The following is a 15,944-nucleotide window of genomic DNA, read 5'->3' as shown; positions in this document are numbered from 1 at the left end:
TGTATTCCTCAAATTGATGACTTGCCCATGGCATGAGCCATCAGGCGCCGCTTCAGTGCCGGCATGTTATTGAGCAGGTTCAGACCTATATTCCGGACCACGCGCAGCGGTTCCAGGTTCGCGCCGAACAGGCGTTCGAGTCCGTCGGTGGCCAGTTGCATCAGCAGCACCTCTTCCTTGCGCTTGCGGGCATAGCGCGCCAGCACCCGCTCGTCGCCAATGGCGCGCCGCTCTTCGCGGTCACGCACGATGGCCAGCAGGTCGACGATGTCGCCAAACCCCAGGTTCATGCCATGGCCGGCCAGCGGATGCACGGCGTGCGCCGCATCGCCTACCAGCGCCACGTGCGGCGCCACCATCGCGTGCGGCTTGATCAGCGCCAGCGGCACGGCGGCCACGGCGTCGGGCTGCAACGGGCGCAGCGTGCCCAGTTTGTCGTCGGCGTACTCGCCAAGCCGGATCGCCAGTTCGCCCAGCGACTCTTCCATCAGCGTGGCGGCCAGGGTTTCCGGCGCCGACCACACGAGCGAGACGCGGTTGCCCGGCAGCGGCAGCAGCGCGATGATGCCGTCCGAGCCGGTAAACCACTGGTGCGCGACGCCATGGTGCGGCTTGTCGCAGGCGAAGTTGGTGACGATGGCGCTCTGGTGGTACATGCGGTAGTCGACGCCGATATCGCACTGCCCGCGCACCCACGATTCGCGTCCGTCCGCGCCGACCAGCAGCGCGCACTCGACACGGCGCCCGTCTTCGAGCCGAACGGCGGCGCCGCTGTCGCTGCAAGTGAGCTCGCAGGCGCGGCCTTCGACGCGCTGCACATTGTGCGCGAAGCGGAGCGCGGCATCGAGCGCGCCGTTCAGGTTCTGGTCTTCGACGATCCATGCGAGCGTGCCGACCCGGGCCCCGAAGGCATCGAAGCCCAGGCTGCCGCCATCGGCGCCGTCGCCATGCACGTCCATCGCGTCGACCGGGGCGATGCGCGCCATGTCGAGGGCGTCCCATACCTTCAGTGACGACAGCAGGTCATGCGCCGTGTGATTGAGCGCATACACGCGCACGTCCCACGGTCGCTCGGCTGCCGGCGCAGTAGCCGCAGCGGGCGCCTGCCGGGCCGGCGGCGCCAGCAGCGTCACGCTATGGCCGGCCTGGGCGAAGCCGAGGGCAGCCGTCTTGGCGATAGCGCCATTGCCGACGATGCAGACGTCGGTCCGGATGGTAGAGGTCGTGGGCGTGGTCATGGAGGCATTATAGCGATATGCCGGTGCCGGGGGCCGGGCGGCGGGACCGCACCCGCGCAGGTGAGCGGGACAGGCCGTTCAGCCCGACAGCGACGCACACGCCACGTTTGCGCTGCCGCGCGCGCAAGAGGACTTGCGCAACTGAAAAACGCTGGCTATAATCGTGCCTCTCTTGGCCTGGTAGCTCAGTTGGTAGAGCAGAGGATTGAAAATCCTTGTGTCGGTGGTTCGATTCCGCCCCGGGCCACCAAGAATTCAGCAACACGCAAAAAACGCCACCACCGAGTGGCGTTTTTGCATTCCAAGGCCACTCATGCATACCCTTCCGCCCTGCCCCCTCTGCCAATCGGCCTACACCTATGACGACGGCGCCGGCCAGTACGTCTGCCCGGAATGCGCGCACGAGTGGCCGATCGCGGGCGCAGCTAGCACCGAGACCGCGCGCGTCTACAAAGATGCGTCGGGCAACATCCTCCAGGATGGCGACACCGTTACCGTGATCAAGGATCTCAAGCCAAAAGGCTCGGGCGGCGTGATCAAGCAGGGTACCAAGGTCAAGAACATCCGCCTGGTTGACGCCGATCACGACATCGATTGCAAGATCGATGGCTTCGGCGCCATGAGTCTGAAGACGGAGTTCGTGCGCAAGGTGTGATGGCGTGGCGCTGTAAACCATGCGACACCATGGCGGCTTTGTCATTATTCTGGGAGCCTTGAAGATCACAAGAGGTTCCCATGTTTGCCAAGCCATCGTTCCTTGCCGCGTGCGCCACGCTCGCCCTGTCTGGCCTCTGCGCCGGGTCGGCATTGGCTGCTGACGCCGCCAAGCCATTGCAGCCGATCGAATCGCTCGCGGTGCCCCGCTATATGGGCGTCTGGTACGAAATCGCCAAGTTCCCCAACGAATTCCAGAAGAAATGCGTGGGCGACACCAGCGCGACCTATAACCTCGACAAGGACGGCCGGGTCAAGGTCATCAACCGCTGCCGCACTGCCGACGGCAAGATCGATACCGCCGAAGGCGTCGCGCGCCAGCCGGGCGCGGCCACGTCGCCCAAGCTCGAGGTGCGCTTCGCACCGGCGATCCTGTCGTTCATCCCGATGGTGTGGGGCGATTACTGGGTGATCGATCTGGACAACAAGTACCAGCTCTCTGCAGTTAGTGAGCCCAAGCGCGAGTACCTGTGGATCCTGTCGCGCACGCCCCAGGTCGCCCCGGCCGAATACAACGCCTTGCTGGCACGCCTGAAGGCCCAGGGCCTCGACACCTCGAAACTCGTGCTCACCCCGCATACGGTGGCGCCGCAATCCGGGCAGTGACCGGCCGGTGAAGCGATCGGTCATGCGCGCTGCCCTCTTCGGGCTTGGCCTGTTGACATCGATCGCGCCAGCCTGGGCCCAGCCGCTTGCTGCCGATCCGCTGGCAGCACTGATCAATGCCTACCGCGCCAAGCCGGCCGACTGCGACGGCGCACCCGTCGCGCCGGTGACGCCGCTGATCGCCGAGCCGGCCCTGGCGCAGATCCGGATCGGCTTCGGGACCTTCATCGAATCGGCCCTGGCGCAGGCCGGCTACGCCGCCGATAACGCGGATTCCGTCGACGTCACCGGTCCGGAAGATGCCGTGGCCGCCATGAAGGTGCTGCAGCAGAAGTACTGCAAGGTGCTGCGCAGCGAACAATTCTCGGCCGTGGGCAGCTACCGCGAAGGCGCAACCTGGACCGTCGTGCTGGCCCGCCCGGCGCCGCCCCTGCCATCGACCACGTACCCGGACTGGCGCGACGCCGGCCGCGCGATCCTCGAGGCGGTCAATGTTGCACGCGCCAGCGCACGCATGTGCGGCGACCGCGCATTTGCGCCGGCGCCGCCCTTGCGATGGAACGCGGTGCTGGGCGAGGCCGCGCTGGCACACAGCCACGACATGGCCACGCGCCGCTACTTCAACCACTATGCACAGGACGGCAGCGACCCGGCCGATCGTGCCACGCGCGCCGGGTACCGCTGGCACCGCTTGGGCGAAAACATCGCCTTCGGCCAGCACTCGCCACAGGAAGCGGTCGACGGCTGGATCGACAGCCCGGGGCATTGCGCCAACATCATGCAAGCCGACTTTACCGAAATGGGCGCGGCCTACGGAGTGACGGCCGACCGGCAGGCGGGCATCATCTACTGGACCCAGGTGTTCGGCACGCCGCGGTAACGTTCCCTGCCCCGCTTTCGACCCTGGTTCCGAACCCAGGCGCGCTCTTCGTCAACGCTGCTTCGGCTAGACTTGCCTGCACCATGACCCTGATCGCCACGCAACCACACCTCGGCCTTGTCTGCATCACCGTCTCGAAAGAGGTGCGGTATCGCACGATTACCCGCAAGCGCCTGCTCGACCTGTCCGAAGACGGCCAGCAGCGCGCGCTGGAAGACATCTACCGCGACAATATCCAGACGCTCGACAACGCCCTGCGCTACTGCGAGCGCGAAGGCATCAAGCTGTACCGGATGCCGTCGTCGATCTTCCCCTTCGCCGACGAGCCGTTCGGCCTGGCGATTCTGGAAAAATTCAAGGACACCCTGGGCCGCTCGGGCCGGCGCGCGACCGAACGCGGGATCCGGCTGGTGATGCATCCCGACCAGTTCGTGGTACTGAGCTCGGACTCGGAGAACGTCGTCGCCAACAGCGTCAAGATCCTGCAGATGCACGCCGACATCATGGATTTGCTGGAGCAACCGCGCTCACCCTGGGCGCTGCTGGAAATCCACGGCGGCAAATCCGACCGCGAAGATCAGCTGGTGGCCCGCATCGCCGAACTGCCTGAAGCGATCCGCAGCCGCCTGTGCCTGGAGAACGACGAATACGCGTACAGCGCCGACGAGATCCACGCCGTGTGCGTGCGCGCGGGCGTGCCGATGGTGTTCGACGCCCACCACCACATCGTTCATGAAAAGCTCGACAGCTACGACCACCCGAGCGTGGCCGAAACTCTGGCCAAGGCTCGCGCGACCTGGCCCGATCCCGCGCACCAGCTGGTGCACATCTCGAACGGCCGCGAAGGCTTCAACGACCGCCAGCATTCCGACCTGATTTCGGTGATGCCGTCTTCCTACCTGCAGGCGCCATGGATCGAGATCGAGGCCAAGCACAAGGAAGACGCGATCCGCGGCCTGCACGGCTGGTGTGAGAAAGTCACGCCCGCCGCGGTGTAGTCGTTCAGCCGCCGTGCAAGGCTGACACGCTTTCCAGCCACGGCGTCAGCACATCCGCCAGCGCCTGTGGCGCTTCGATCGGGATCATGTGACCGCTGTCTTCGATGACGGCCAACGTTGACCCGGCAATCCCCGCATGCAGCTCCTGCGATTCTTCCAGGCTGCGCAGACGATCCTGCCCGGCCGAGACGATCAGCGTCGGACAGTGGATCTGGTCCAGCAGATGCAGGTCGCCGGGCCGCTCGACCATCGACTGGTTGCGAAATGCCTCCGCCCCCAGCCGCACGCCCATCTGGCGTACACGCTCGATCAACGCGTCATCGCCCGCATTTTTACGATGCAGCGACGTGGCGATCGCCGTGCGGCTCAGGCCCGCGAACGACACCGACGGCGCCGAGCGTGCCACCGCGCGCTTGCCTTGTTTGACCGCATCGGTATCGGGCCGGGTCGAGGTGGCGATCAGTGCCAGCGCTTGCACCCGTTCGGGCGCCTTACGCACGATCTCGCGCGCGACGTAGCCGCCCATCGAAAAGCCGACAAGGATGAACGACGGCGGCGCATCGCGCAGCACGCGCGCGGCCATTGCTTCGAGCGATGCGTCGTGGCGCAGGTCGGCATGCACGAGCGGACCGAATGGCGCGAGCGGCGCGCGCAGGTCGTCCCATAGCGTGTCATCGGCCATGTAGCCGGGTACCAGCAGAATCGTCATCGCTTGACGATCAGGTATTGCGCATCTGCGCCTGCGACACATTGCTGCCCGGCGGGACGCTCTGCGTGAGCCAGACATTACCGCCGATGGTCGACCCGGCGCCGATGGTGATTCGGCCCAGGATGGTGGCGCCGGCATAGATGACGACGTCGTCCTCGACGATCGGATGCCGTGGAATGCCTTTGACGAGGGCCCCGCTGTCATCGACCGGGAAGCGCTTGGCGCCCAGCGTGACCGCCTGGTACAGCCGCACGCGCTCGCCGAGGATCGCGGTTTCGCCGATCACGACGCCGGTGCCGTGGTCGATGAAGAAGCTGCCACCGATCTGCGCGCCGGGGTGGATGTCGATGCCGGTAAGCGAATGGCCGATATCGGCCACCACGCGCGCCAGGAACGGCACGCCCAGGCGCGTCAGGCAATGCGCGATGCGGTGGTACAGGATGGCGATGGTGCCGGGATAGCACAGCATGATCTCGGCCACCGACGTAGCGGCCGGGTCGCCTGCGAGCGCGGCCTGCACGTCCGACACCAGCAATGCGCGCAAGTCAGGCAGGCGGGCCGCGAACTCGCGCGTGATCGCGCGGGCGCGCTCGGCCAGCACGAGGTCTTCACGCTGGGCGTCCGCACCGGTCAGTTCGGACGGCGCCGCCGGCGAAAAGCGCAGCGCACGCCGTACCTGCTCGACCAGGCGGTCAAGCGCCACGTTGAGCGTATCGGCAACGTAGTAGTCGATGCTCTCGTCGTTCAGGTCGGGGCGCCCGTAATGCGTGGGAAACAGCGCGGCCGACAGGCCATCGACGATCTGGCGCAGCACATCGCGCGACGGGAGCTCGCGCACGCGGCCCTGGTGCCGGATATTGTGGGTCGACTCGCGCGAGGTGCGCAATGCATCGATAACGGGACCAAGGTGCCACTGCACCGATCCACCTTGGTATGGGAGTTCGCTGTTCATTTGCCGAGCCTAGCGGGTTTGCATGGTGATGCCACGATTTTATGGGTATTTCGGTCAGCGCGTTTGTCGGGCTATCTTTTTGTCGCCGGGTCAACAGATCACGACGGCCACGGCTGACCTTGCCGCGCAGCAGTTTCTGAGGCAACATCAGCACTCGCCTAGCCACTTGTATTGATTGCAACCATGAACCTGCCCTCCCACCAGCTCAGCATGACAGTGCTGATGACGCCCGACACGGCCAATTTCTCCGGCAATGTGCACGGCGGCACCATCCTGAAACTGCTCGACCAGGCAGCCTATGCCTGCGCCAGCCGCTATGCCGGGCGCTACGTGGTGACGATGAGCGTCGACCAGGTGACCTTCCGCCAGCCGATCCACGTTGGTGAACTGGTGACTTTTCTGGCCGCAGTGAACTTTACCGGCCGCAGCTCGATGGAAATCGGGATCAAGGTGATCGCCGAAGACATCCGCAGCAAGGCCGTGCGGCACGTGAACAGCTGCTTCTTCACGATGGTGGCGGTGGGCGACGACAAAAAGCCGGCCTCGATTCCGCCGCTGGTGCCGTCAACGCCGGATGAAGTGCGCCGCTTCGAGGAAGCCAAGGGGCGCCGCGACCTGCGCCTGGCGCTCGAGCGCGATCATGCGCGGCGGATCAGCAGCAAGGGTTGAGTATCGGCGCGGGAGGATTGTCTGCTTGCCAAAAACGCTGCTATAATTGCGCGCTCTTGGCCTGGTAGCTCAGTTGGTAGAGCAGAGGATTGAAAATCCTTGTGTCGGTGGTTCGATTCCGCCCCGGGCCACCAAGAATATCGATTACGCAACGCCAACCATCAGTGGTTGGCGTTGTTGTTTCCAGTGTCCACAGTCCTCGTGTCCGGTACATTTTCGTACTAGCAAGACTCGCATTGCCAAGCATTCAGGAATGAAGTGGCCACGCAAATAGGCCGTGCAGCCCAGCGGTTTTGCATTCTAGTGAGGCGCCGGATACCACAGCGAATCTCAAGAGCCATTTCCCGTCAGCTTTAGCATTTCGTTAGGGATGGTCTTGGTTATTATTGTTTGTTGCTTGAAGCGATCGTGTTCACGAATGATTTTTCGCCAAGGGCCCGGCGACCTACCGCCATGGCAAAACAAACGCATTTCTGTCTGAGACCCACTCAAGCGCTCACGAGCGTCCGTTAAGCCAGCAAGACATTCAACAGCTTGGCAGTAGCGCTCGTAATGCTTTCCATCTGCGGAGGTAGCGACATAGCTGCCAGTCATTGGCACGAACTTCTCTCCGTACAAGTAGTTAATCGACTTCGCGGTCCACTGGTCCATGATGTAACAGCATTCGTCTGGCCAGAAAAAATAAATCAGCTTCGTGAAATAGGACGGACCGAGACCCGCAACAGCTCCTGCGCCACAAAATAAAGCGTAAGCGTCCGCGCGGCTGGAGGCCCCGGCTGTAATTGCCGCAAGAATTGGCGTCAGTCGCTCGCGCTCGCCCCATGCACACTGGGCATGCTTACGTGATTTTCCCGCACCCTGGTTTCCCCACGCCATGACACAAATGTAGCGGTACATGAGGGTGAAGTCTTCGTTCCGGCATAGCTGCCGCACGTCCTCGCGGGTTTGTGCTGCCGTGGGTAAGGTGTCAGCAAAATCAACACCTTCCAAACCCATAGAACGTACCCAATCCTGAGGCGCTTTCGCATAGGCGAATGTTTGATGCTCAAACGGAATGGCGAGGAATTGCTTCAAACGCTCTTCGTGGAAAGTGATCGTCATGGTACCAAGTCCCCTATAGTGCACCGCTCGCGCAAAATCTGCCGCAGCACTTGATGTGTGGCAGTCCACCCTTCCAGAGAGGCGTGGGCCACCGTAGCCGCCTCCTTCCGCAAAACAGAATTTGAAATATCTATGCTGGCAGACTGATACAACTGTGGCTCAATATCCCGTTCCATCATTCGACGGGATGGCGCAGGATGCATACGCAGCACTTGGCGGTCAAGACGCGAGGCGTCTGCGCTGACGCGTCCAGTAAAACAAACATGATCCCAGCACATCTTCCAATAGCTCTTCGGATGGCAATGATGGCTGATCAGCTGCGCTTGTGAACCGATGCAACTTGGCGAGCGGCTCGCTCGCCGCATCAACCCAAACACGCTTTGCAAAAGAGCAGAAAATTTGCCGTTGAGCTCGGCGAAGGCGTCGTTGCAGCTATCGACGTAACGCCGTTCTGGATCGCTCGTCAATAGCCCTTCGGGGCCATTTTCCAAAAACTGCAGGAGCGACGCTGCGGCGCCGATAAACTTCTCAAGGTCGAGGTACAGGCGGTACCAGCCTCGCCAGTCAATGTCCGACAAGTCCCCGCTCTCCAGCAAGTCGACAGCCGTGCGCGGCAGCTGAACCATTTCATTAAACATAGTCGTCCTCACTAAATGAGTTCATGCCAAACGTGACCTGATCGCGCTTTTGTTATGACAGCTGAATTTCAAGCGTCGCCGACTTCTCATCAAATTTAAGCCCAAGAATTGAGCAATCGAGAAGATGACCAGGCAAAAGCATTTCAAGGCTTCGGGATAAGTGTTCTTCTATCTGGCGAAGTGAGAGTGCCTTAATCGCTTCAATCGTGCTCAATTCGTCCACTGGCTCCTCTCCAGAGTCGTTCCGCGCGTCCGGACTCTCTCCTTTCAGATGCTTGGCCAGAACAATCAATGGTTCTACGCGTGCAGCTTCACCCGCATCACGCGTTCGCCAACGGGTTAGACCAGGAACGCTCACTTCCGCTTTTTTCGCCACTTGTGCATACGACCAATTGAGGTGATCTTTAACAGCTTCCACCAGCAGTTCTGTTCCACGGACAAGCACTCCATCGGACTTCAGATTCTTCAGCGCGTTTTCCAGTTTGTTGAATGATTCAGTGCTAGGCATAGATTTCCTTTCGCGGTTGAGAGATAAACGCTACGGTTCATAGTATGTATCATATATCTAATACATAACTACTGTAAACTATATATCTACATATATCTTATAGTACAAACACCCGACTAAGAAGTGGGCTTTACGTGGAGCACATTGTTGAAAATCCTTGTGCGGTGGTTCGATTCCACCCCGGGCCACCAAGAACATCGTTCACGCAACGCCCACTCGCGCGAGTGGGCGTTTTTGTTTCTTACTGTCGATGTCTTCGTGGCGGTCTATTTCCGGTTGACCGCGTCTTGTTGGAGGCGACTTGATGTTCAGGACCCGGTCCAATCTGGCATCCTGCCAATCTTTTCCAACAGAAAATCCATGAAGATCCTAACCTTTGCGGTAAGGAGATTCCATTTCGGCTAGATGAGCCAACGGCCTGTCTGCACGTCGCCCTTGAGGCGACGCTGGCCGCAAAGGTCCTTACCGCATAGACTAGACCAAGCGGGCTTTCTGGCATCCGCTATCCTGTATCCGGCCCAGGAAATAATTTCCTGATCTAGTTCCCAAGAGAAACAAATATGATATCGTGAAATTTCAATTTCACCCCATCGCGCGACCGTCAACCTGTCGCAGCGGCGATGTTCCGTTGGAGAGTCGTCATGAGCGAGTTATCGTCTTTTTTTCAAGCAGTAAAGTTGCCCGTCATTTCAGAAGTCGCCCATGCATTGATCAAAACCCTCGATGATGAGGATGCGTCGGCCACTCAAATCAGCGCGATCATCGCGCGCGACCCCGCCCTCACCGCCAAACTGATGCGCCTGGCCAATAGCGCCCGCTTCGGCGCTGCGCGTGGTGTAACGTCACTCGACGATGCCATCGCGATGGCGGGCCTTGGGCACGTACGCACCCTGGCCCTGGCTGCCTGCTTCGCCGAAACCTTTCCCGACCTGCCGGGCCTCGACAGCGACGAGTTCTGGAAAAGCAGCATGGCCTGCGCCGGCTACGCCAAGTGGCTGGCCGTCTGCCTGGGCGACGATGGCAAGGATGCCTGGCTCGCAGGCATGATGATGCGGCTTGGCGAACTGCTGATCTACCAGGCGGCGCCGACAACGTTTGCCGAGATCGAGGCGCAACCCCACCTGCCGGGCGGCCGGTGGGAACGCGAAACGCGACTGCTGGGCTTTTCGGAGGGGCACATTACCGCCGAACTTTGTCGTCGCTGGAATTTCCCAGTCGTCATCGTGACCGCATTAGAAAGTGCATCCGATCCAATGGCCGCCCACCCGTTCAGCAAACTCGGTGCCATCATCCACCTGGCCAGCCTGCTGGCCGACACACCGAGCGACGATCCGGCCATTCTCGAGAGCTTGCCGCAAGACGTCGTCACGGCTCTGCAGCTGAACCGCGAGTGGATGCACAAAAAGTTTCCATCCCACGCTTTTTTCTCGCCCGCACCATGACTCGCCTGGTCGCGCTCAACGTCAAAGTCGTCTGGCGATGCGCGCGACCGGCAGCCTGGGCAGTCGACTCGCAAGCCTGCTTGCGATCGGCGTTATTCAGGTCATCGGCTACGCCCGACTGAAACGCCACGCCTCCTGGTGTCCTGCAGGCCCGGCGCCGCGTGGGTGAAAGTGTATGCTCTTGCCATGCCCACTGTCTCAGGAAAGCGCGCCATGACCGCCCCCACCCGACCATCCCGCCGCGCTGCCCGGCCATGCGCGCACGACAGCTGATCGGCCTTGCCTGCGTTCTGGCGCTGGCACTGCTGCCCGCAGCCAGCCACGCGGTCGAAGAACCCGCCTACACCATTGTTCGGTCCTACCCCACATTCGAGATTCGCCAGTACGCGGCCTACACCGTCGCCGAGGTGGTGATGCCACCGCCCGCCGATGACGCGGGGAACCGCGCCTTTTCCATTTTGGCCGGCTACATCTTTGGCAAGAACAAGGGCGAACGCAAGCTTGCCATGACCGCCCCGGTGACCCAGGCGCAGGTCCCGGCCAAGCTGGACATGACGGCGCCCGTGACCCAGAGCACGGGTCCTGACGGCATCCTGGTGCAGTTCGTCCTGCCCAAGGAGATCAATATGGACAATGCACCGCTCCCGCTTGATCCGCGCATCAGGCTGTGCGAAGTGCCGCCCACACAGGTGGCGGTGATCAGGTATTCCGGCTTCTGGTCGCAAGCCAATTACGACAAGCACCTGGGGGAACTCCAAGCGGCGCTGCGTGCAGCCGATATCCGCTGGACCGGCGAACCGGTGCTGTCACGCTACAACAGCCCGATGACGCCATGGTTCATGCGGCGCAATGAGATCTGGCTCAAACTCGATTGAACGGCGCCGCGTCGGCGCCTGTTACCGACGCGCGGGCATGCGCCGCCATTTGACCAGCCCGACAGCCTCGGTTTGCGTTCGCCGAACAGGGCGGCGATCGAATCCTGACTGCTGAACGGAACGTGGTCGGCAAGCGCCAGTTGTAGCGTGCCCGCCCTCCCTCCCCACCCCGCAAGAATCCTAACGGACGCAGTCGTTACACCCGCTGCGGTACGCTTACCGCATACGCACACCCGTGCGGTGAAAGGATCGATCATGCATCACATTCGCTGCGGCACCGGCAAGCCTTTGCTCCTGATCCATGGCCTTGGTGGCCATTGGCAGAGCTGGAATCCCATTCTGGCCGATCTCGCGACCAGGCGCGAAGTCATCGCGGTGGACCTGCCCGGCTTTGGCCAGACACCAAAGCTGGCTGGCGAAACCTCGATCCGCACGCTGGCAGATGAAACGGCCGCCTTTCTCCACGCCCAGGGCTTGACCGGCATCGATGCAGTCGGCAGCTCGATGGGGGCGCGGCTGGTGCTGGAACTGGCGCGGCGCGGTGGCGTCGTTGGCGGCGTGGTGGCGCTCAATCCGGGCGGGTTCTGGCAGGGATGGGAGCGTCACGCATTCTTCAGCTCGATTTATTTGTCGATCCGGCTGCTGCGACTGCTACGCCCCGTATTGCCCGAAATCTGCGCCAACCCGATTGGCCGCGCTCTGTTGCTGGCGCAATTCTCTTCCCGACCAACGAAGCTTGCGCCGGACATCGTGACCGATGAATTGTGCAGTTACGTGGCCTCGCCGGTGTTTGACGAAATGCTCGCTCAGCTCGCTTATGGAGAGGAGCAGCAAGGTGCGCCCCGCAACAGCATCACGCATCCGCTTGTCATTGGCTGGGGACGACGTGACCGGGTTTGCTTCCCATGGCAGGCCAAGCGGGCACTGGCCTTGTTTCCGGATGCTCAATTGCACTGGTTCGGGCGATGCGGCCATTTCCCGCATTGGGACGCGCCGGCGGAAGCCGCCCAGCTGATTCTGAGCGCACTGTCTGGCGCGCATGCCACTGCTGCTGCCGGACTTGCCTGCGCGCGTGATGAGCCCCATCTTGAACAATCCCTGAGTCTGCAATTGCCCGCCCGCTGATCTTCACGGCCCGGTACGTCGGTGTGTCAAGCAACGATGCCGGTCGGCTGCGAGGCTGTCATCCGGCAAAAATAGGGCAGGTGCGACGACGAATGCGTCAACGTGGGAAGATAGACGTTATCGACTCACGACTTGTCCAAGCAAAGGAACTCAATGACACAACAAACTGAAACTGCGATCCTGGCCGGAGGTTGCTTCTGGGGCATGGAAGATCTGCTGCGCCGCATGCCTGGCGTGCTGTCCACACGCGTCGGCTACACCGGCGGCGATGTGCCCAACGCTACCTACCGCAACCATGGCACGCACGCAGAAGCACTCGAACTGGTGTTCGATCCAAGCCAGATCAGCTATCGCCGGATTCTCGAATTTTTCTTCCAGATCCACGATCCGACTACCCCGAACCGCCAGGGCAATGACCGGGGCATGAGCTATCGCTCCGCCATCTATTATCTCGACGACGCGCAAAAGCAGATGGCCGAGCAGACCATTGCCGACGTCGACGCATCCGGCCTCTGGCCGGGCAAGGCTGTCACCGAGATCGCTGCAGCGGGGCCTTTCTGGGAAGCAGAACCGGAACACCAGGATTATCTGGAACGCATTCCGAACGGATACACCTGCCACTTCATCCGCCCGGACTGGAAGCTGCCCTCGCGCCAGGAATCGACGTAAGCCCGGCACGGCCGGATTGTTGGGTTGCCGGCCGAGGATGCAATATCCTCGGCTCGGTGGCTCGATGGAAAAGCTGATGTGGTGACTCAAGTTAAACCCTATCCGGTTGATCCCGACCATTGGTTGCACGCTGAAGCGGAACTCCGACGGATGAACTTCAGTCCAAAAAGGACGTTCATTCCGGAGGTGCAACCATGAGATCTGTTTTGAAATGGCTTGGTGCGTTGAGTTTGGCTGTTCTTCTGTCGTCCTGTGGAAGCAGTGACGATGATCTCGGCAATGTGGCCGAGGTGGCTCAAAAAAATGGTTTCACCGCGTTGCTGGCGGCAGTCGACAAGGCAGGCATTGCCAGTACATTGACCGCCGCAAATGCCGACCTGACGGTTCTGGCGCCCACCGACGCGGCCTTCGGTGCACTGGCGACACAACTTGGTTTTACCAATGCCAGCGCGATGGTGGCAGCACTGCCAGCGGCAGACCTGGGCAAGATACTGCGCTACCATGTGATCCCCGGCGCCAGGTCCTCGGCAGCGCTGAGCACTGCCGGCGCAACCGTGACGACAGCTTACGTCTTCGACGGCGCAGCTGCCAGACTCGCATTGAACACCTCTTCTGGCGTCGCGTTCACCGACGCCGTCCTGGCCAGGGCCAGCGTGACAACGGCCAATGTATACGCCGACAACGGCATCATCCACGCCATCGACAAGGTCCTGATACCACCCGGCGTGCTTAATGTCGTGCAGATGGCCCAGACCAATCCCGCATCTTTCAGCTCGCTCGTCGCCGCAGTCGTGGCAACCGGCCTGGCGCCTGCGCTCAGTGCAAGCGGCCCCTTTACCGTCTTTGCACCCAACAATGCCGCATTCGCCTCGGCGCCCACGGGCCTGACAAGACCACAGCTCACGTCGGTCCTGACCTATCACGTGCTACCGGCACAGGTTCTGTCTACTGCCATACCGTTTGGCACGCCGGTGGCCACTCTGGCGACGACAGCCCTCGACGGGTCGACGGTTCCGGCCCAGACCATCACCATCAACCGCAATCTGACGATCACCGACACCACGGCAGCGCCGGCAACCATCCTGGCAACTGACGTCCGCGCCAGCAACGGCGTCATTCACGTCATCGGAAAGGTATTGATTCCCAGATAGGTAAACGTCCGGCCATGGCAATGCAGGCCTCCTCTCGCGGCAAGAAAGGCACTGTGAAACAGGTATGACAAACACTTCCATGGCAGCGCCCCGGCGGCTAGTCCAGACCGGGGCGCAGACCAACCAGGCAATATGCACCAGGCCGCGTGCCTGTACTGACGCTCCCGGCTGCCAGCGTCCATGACGTTGACGACACCCTTGCTCCCGGCGATACTCGTTGCTCTTCGACCAATACGATGCACGCTGCATGCTCGTCATCGGTCCCTGACGCGAATAACCTGGAGCGCGCATGCCCCCTGTTTCTGCTGCCATGATTACCAACGATGCCGTCGTCTTCGGCATGCTTGCCACCATACTCGGCACCGTACTGTGGACCGCAGCGCGCCCGGATGGTTTCTGGAAAAAGTTCTACAGCTACGTACCCGCCCTGCTGCTGTGCTACCTGCTGCCGTCGCTGCTGAACACGCTTGGCGTTATTGACGGTGCGGCCTCAAGCCTTTACCCGATGGCGCGCGATTACCTGCTGCCCAGCTCTCTCGTGCTGCTGTGCGTGGCAATCGACTTCAAGGCGATCGTACGGCTCGGCCCGAAGGCGATCATCATGTTCCTGACAGGCACCGTTGGTGTCATGCTCGGTGCGCTCGTGTCGTTCGAGGCCATGCGGGTAATCCATCCCGAGACGGTGGCCGGCGACACATGGCGTGGCATGACCACGGTGGCCGGCTCCTGGATTGGCGGCGGTGCCAACCAAGCCGCGATGCGCGAGGTCTTCAACGTCGATGCCACGATGTTCGGCCAGTTCGTCGCGGTCGATGTATTGGTCGGTAATTTGTGGACCGCTGTGTTGCTGTTCCTTGCCAGCCGGGCCCAGGTATTCGATCGCTGGACAGGCGCTGACCTCACGGCGCTGAACCGCTTGCGTGACAGCATCGAGCAATACCAGGCGCAGCATGCGCGGATCCCGACCCTGGCTGACATCATGGTGATTCTTGCCATTGGTCTGGGCGCAACAGGCCTGTCCCATTTCCTGTCGCAGCTGCTGGTCGGGTGGATCACGTCCCTGCCCGCCGAGTGGCGCCTGCAGGATTACAGCCTGACGTCCGGCTTTTTCTGGATCGTCGTGATCGCCACGACGATTGGCTTGCTGCTCAGCTTTACCAAGGCCCGCACGTTCGAAGGCGCTGGCGCTTCGCGCATCGGCTCAGTGATGCTGTACGTGCTGGTCGCCACGATCGGCATGCAGATGGACCTGAGCGCCCTGGTCGATCGCCCCTGGTTGTTCCTGCTGGGCCTGATCTGGATCGCCTTCCACGGCGGCTTGATGATCCTGATGGCCAAACTGATCCGTGCACCGCTCTTCATGATGGCGGTGGGTTCGCAAGCCAATATCGGCGCGGCAGCATCGGCGCCGGTGGTGGCCAGTGCCTTCCACCCGGCGCTCGCGCCGGTCGGCGTGTTGCTCGCCGTGCTGGGCTATGCACTGGGCACCTACGGTGCCTACATCACGGGGATTTCCCTGCGCGCGATTGCTGGCGGGTAAACACTGGCTGCTGGCGCGCGCGGCTTAAGGATGACATCCCCAGCGGGCTGTTAGAATTTGCGACAATCTTTTCCTATTTATTTGCAGGAGTATTCAAATCCTCGGCTTTCTCGTCAAACTGGCAATCGG

17 protein-coding genes and 2 tRNA genes are annotated in these 15,944 nt (G+C 61.7%); 13 read left to right on the top strand and 6 right to left on the bottom strand.

From position 1 onward, the window contains the following. Positions 1 to 8: 8 nt before the first annotated feature. On the bottom strand, positions 9 to 1,238 hold the full coding sequence (locus AC56LY_RS23145) for an FAD-dependent monooxygenase (RefSeq protein ID WP_499583429.1): 1,230 nt from the start codon (positions 1,236 to 1,238) through the stop codon (positions 9 to 11). A gap of 174 nt (positions 1,239 to 1,412) precedes the next feature. On the opposite strand from AC56LY_RS23145, the gene AC56LY_RS23140 reads away from it, so the two are divergent. The 5 genes from AC56LY_RS23140 to uvsE all read left to right on the top strand — a co-directional run bounded on the left by AC56LY_RS23140 (position 1,413) and on the right by uvsE (position 4,436). Next, a tRNA-Phe gene (locus tag AC56LY_RS23140) sits at positions 1,413 to 1,488 on the top strand. 63 nt (positions 1,489 to 1,551) lie between these two features. Then, positions 1,552 to 1,893, top strand: a complete 342-nt coding sequence (locus AC56LY_RS23135; protein ID WP_499574384.1) for a zinc ribbon domain-containing protein YjdM — start codon at positions 1,552 to 1,554, stop codon at positions 1,891 to 1,893. Between the two features lie 80 nt (positions 1,894 to 1,973). After that, the gene (locus tag AC56LY_RS23130; protein WP_499583428.1) at positions 1,974 to 2,558 is read left to right on the top strand and encodes a lipocalin family protein; all 585 of its coding nucleotides are present in this window, start codon (positions 1,974 to 1,976) and stop codon (positions 2,556 to 2,558) included. Positions 2,559 to 2,580: 22 nt separating this feature from the next. Next, a complete protein-coding gene (locus tag AC56LY_RS23125; RefSeq protein ID WP_499583427.1) occupies positions 2,581 to 3,438 on the top strand; it encodes a CAP domain-containing protein in 858 nt (285 codons plus the stop codon). An 83-nt stretch (positions 3,439 to 3,521) separates the two neighbouring features. Next, a complete protein-coding gene (gene uvsE, locus AC56LY_RS23120; protein WP_499583426.1) occupies positions 3,522 to 4,436 on the top strand; it encodes a UV DNA damage repair endonuclease UvsE in 915 nt (304 codons plus the stop codon). A gap of 4 nt (positions 4,437 to 4,440) precedes the next feature. On the opposite strand, the gene AC56LY_RS23115 is transcribed toward uvsE, so the two are convergent. Both AC56LY_RS23115 and epsC read right to left on the bottom strand, forming a co-directional pair. Next, positions 4,441 to 5,145 carry an alpha/beta fold hydrolase gene (locus AC56LY_RS23115; RefSeq protein ID WP_499583425.1) on the bottom strand — a complete coding sequence of 235 codons (705 nt, stop codon included), beginning with the start codon at positions 5,143 to 5,145 and terminating at the stop codon, positions 4,441 to 4,443. A 10-nt stretch (positions 5,146 to 5,155) separates the two neighbouring features. Continuing rightward, positions 5,156 to 6,097 carry a serine O-acetyltransferase EpsC gene (epsC, locus tag AC56LY_RS23110; RefSeq protein ID WP_499456663.1) on the bottom strand — a complete coding sequence of 314 codons (942 nt, stop codon included), beginning with the start codon at positions 6,095 to 6,097 and terminating at the stop codon, positions 5,156 to 5,158. 183 nt (positions 6,098 to 6,280) lie between these two features. Here epsC and AC56LY_RS23105 point away from each other — a divergent pair, with 183 nt between their 5' ends. Together AC56LY_RS23105 and AC56LY_RS23100 are read left to right on the top strand one after the other, a co-directional pair. Continuing rightward, positions 6,281 to 6,766 carry an acyl-CoA thioesterase gene (locus AC56LY_RS23105; protein WP_499560560.1) on the top strand — a complete coding sequence of 162 codons (486 nt, stop codon included), beginning with the start codon at positions 6,281 to 6,283 and terminating at the stop codon, positions 6,764 to 6,766. Between the two features lie 58 nt (positions 6,767 to 6,824). Continuing rightward, positions 6,825 to 6,900 (top strand) — tRNA-Phe (locus AC56LY_RS23100). Between the two features lie 196 nt (positions 6,901 to 7,096). On the opposite strand, the gene AC56LY_RS23095 is transcribed toward AC56LY_RS23100, so the two are convergent. From AC56LY_RS23095 to AC56LY_RS23085, 3 genes are read right to left on the bottom strand one after another with little or no spacing between them, the layout of a single operon-like run. Beyond that, a complete protein-coding gene (locus tag AC56LY_RS23095) occupies positions 7,097 to 7,867 on the bottom strand; it encodes an 8-oxoguanine DNA glycosylase OGG fold protein (protein WP_499583424.1) in 771 nt (256 codons plus the stop codon). Continuing rightward, a complete protein-coding gene (locus AC56LY_RS23090; protein WP_499583423.1) occupies positions 7,864 to 8,505 on the bottom strand; it encodes a hypothetical protein in 642 nt (213 codons plus the stop codon). The genes AC56LY_RS23095 and AC56LY_RS23090 overlap by 4 nt, the downstream gene beginning before the upstream one ends. Positions 8,506 to 8,557: 52 nt before the next feature. Then, a complete protein-coding gene (locus AC56LY_RS23085) occupies positions 8,558 to 9,013 on the bottom strand; it encodes a hypothetical protein (protein WP_499583422.1) in 456 nt (151 codons plus the stop codon). A 677-nt stretch (positions 9,014 to 9,690) separates the two neighbouring features. Here AC56LY_RS23085 and AC56LY_RS23080 point away from each other — a divergent pair. The 6 genes from AC56LY_RS23080 (at position 9,691) to AC56LY_RS23055 (ending at position 15,815) form a co-directional block, all read left to right on the top strand. After that, a complete protein-coding gene (locus tag AC56LY_RS23080) occupies positions 9,691 to 10,455 on the top strand; it encodes an HDOD domain-containing protein (RefSeq protein WP_499583421.1) in 765 nt (254 codons plus the stop codon). A gap of 254 nt (positions 10,456 to 10,709) precedes the next feature. Further along, the gene (locus AC56LY_RS23075; protein ID WP_499583420.1) at positions 10,710 to 11,330 is read left to right on the top strand and encodes an SOUL family heme-binding protein; all 621 of its coding nucleotides are present in this window, start codon (positions 10,710 to 10,712) and stop codon (positions 11,328 to 11,330) included. Between the two features lie 255 nt (positions 11,331 to 11,585). Further along, entirely contained in the window at positions 11,586 to 12,455 is an 870-nt protein-coding gene (locus AC56LY_RS23070; protein ID WP_499583419.1) for an alpha/beta fold hydrolase, read from the top strand. Between the two features lie 153 nt (positions 12,456 to 12,608). Further along, positions 12,609 to 13,124, top strand: coding sequence for a peptide-methionine (S)-S-oxide reductase MsrA (msrA, locus tag AC56LY_RS23065; RefSeq protein WP_499456643.1), 516 nt, complete (start codon positions 12,609 to 12,611; stop codon positions 13,122 to 13,124). Positions 13,125 to 13,318: 194 nt separating this feature from the next. Beyond that, positions 13,319 to 14,275: a fasciclin domain-containing protein gene (locus AC56LY_RS23060; RefSeq protein WP_499583418.1), complete on the top strand. Its 957-nt coding sequence runs from the start codon at positions 13,319 to 13,321 to the stop codon at positions 14,273 to 14,275. 289 nt (positions 14,276 to 14,564) lie between these two features. After that, positions 14,565 to 15,815, top strand: coding sequence for a DUF819 family protein (locus AC56LY_RS23055; RefSeq protein ID WP_499583417.1), 1,251 nt, complete (start codon positions 14,565 to 14,567; stop codon positions 15,813 to 15,815). Positions 15,816 to 15,944: the final 129 nt, after the last annotated feature.

Source organism: Telluria sp. ZT3P25 (genome assembly GCF_059685895.1).
This window is presented reverse-complemented; position numbering and strand designations above follow the sequence as displayed.

Bases quoted from the DNA above. Each gene is read 5' to 3' on its own strand.
- AC56LY_RS23090 (WP_499583423.1), bottom strand. From the start codon at position 8,505: ATGTTTAATGAAATGGTTCAGCTGCCGCGCACGGCTGTCGACTTGCTG.
- AC56LY_RS23055 (WP_499583417.1), top strand. From the start codon at position 14,565: ATGCCCCCTGTTTCTGCTGCCATGATTACCAACGATGCCGTCGTCTTC.
- AC56LY_RS23085 (WP_499583422.1), bottom strand. From the start codon at position 9,013: ATGCCTAGCACTGAATCATTCAACAAACTGGAAAACGCGCTGAAGAAT.
- AC56LY_RS23075 (WP_499583420.1), top strand. From the start codon at position 10,710: ATGCGCGCACGACAGCTGATCGGCCTTGCCTGCGTTCTGGCGCTGGCA.
- AC56LY_RS23115 (WP_499583425.1), bottom strand. From the start codon at position 5,145: ATGACGATTCTGCTGGTACCCGGCTACATGGCCGATGACACGCTATGG.
- AC56LY_RS23095 (WP_499583424.1), bottom strand. From the start codon at position 7,867: ATGACGATCACTTTCCACGAAGAGCGTTTGAAGCAATTCCTCGCCATT.
- epsC (WP_499456663.1), bottom strand. From the start codon at position 6,097: ATGAACAGCGAACTCCCATACCAAGGTGGATCGGTGCAGTGGCACCTT.
- AC56LY_RS23070 (WP_499583419.1), top strand. From the start codon at position 11,586: ATGCATCACATTCGCTGCGGCACCGGCAAGCCTTTGCTCCTGATCCAT.
- uvsE (WP_499583426.1), top strand. From the start codon at position 3,522: ATGACCCTGATCGCCACGCAACCACACCTCGGCCTTGTCTGCATCACC.
- AC56LY_RS23135 (WP_499574384.1), top strand. From the start codon at position 1,552: ATGCATACCCTTCCGCCCTGCCCCCTCTGCCAATCGGCCTACACCTAT.
- AC56LY_RS23060 (WP_499583418.1), top strand. From the start codon at position 13,319: ATGAGATCTGTTTTGAAATGGCTTGGTGCGTTGAGTTTGGCTGTTCTT.
- msrA (WP_499456643.1), top strand. From the start codon at position 12,609: ATGACACAACAAACTGAAACTGCGATCCTGGCCGGAGGTTGCTTCTGG.
- AC56LY_RS23130 (WP_499583428.1), top strand. From the start codon at position 1,974: ATGTTTGCCAAGCCATCGTTCCTTGCCGCGTGCGCCACGCTCGCCCTG.
- AC56LY_RS23125 (WP_499583427.1), top strand. From the start codon at position 2,581: ATGCGCGCTGCCCTCTTCGGGCTTGGCCTGTTGACATCGATCGCGCCA.
- AC56LY_RS23145 (WP_499583429.1), bottom strand. From the start codon at position 1,238: ATGACCACGCCCACGACCTCTACCATCCGGACCGACGTCTGCATCGTC.
- AC56LY_RS23105 (WP_499560560.1), top strand. From the start codon at position 6,281: ATGAACCTGCCCTCCCACCAGCTCAGCATGACAGTGCTGATGACGCCC.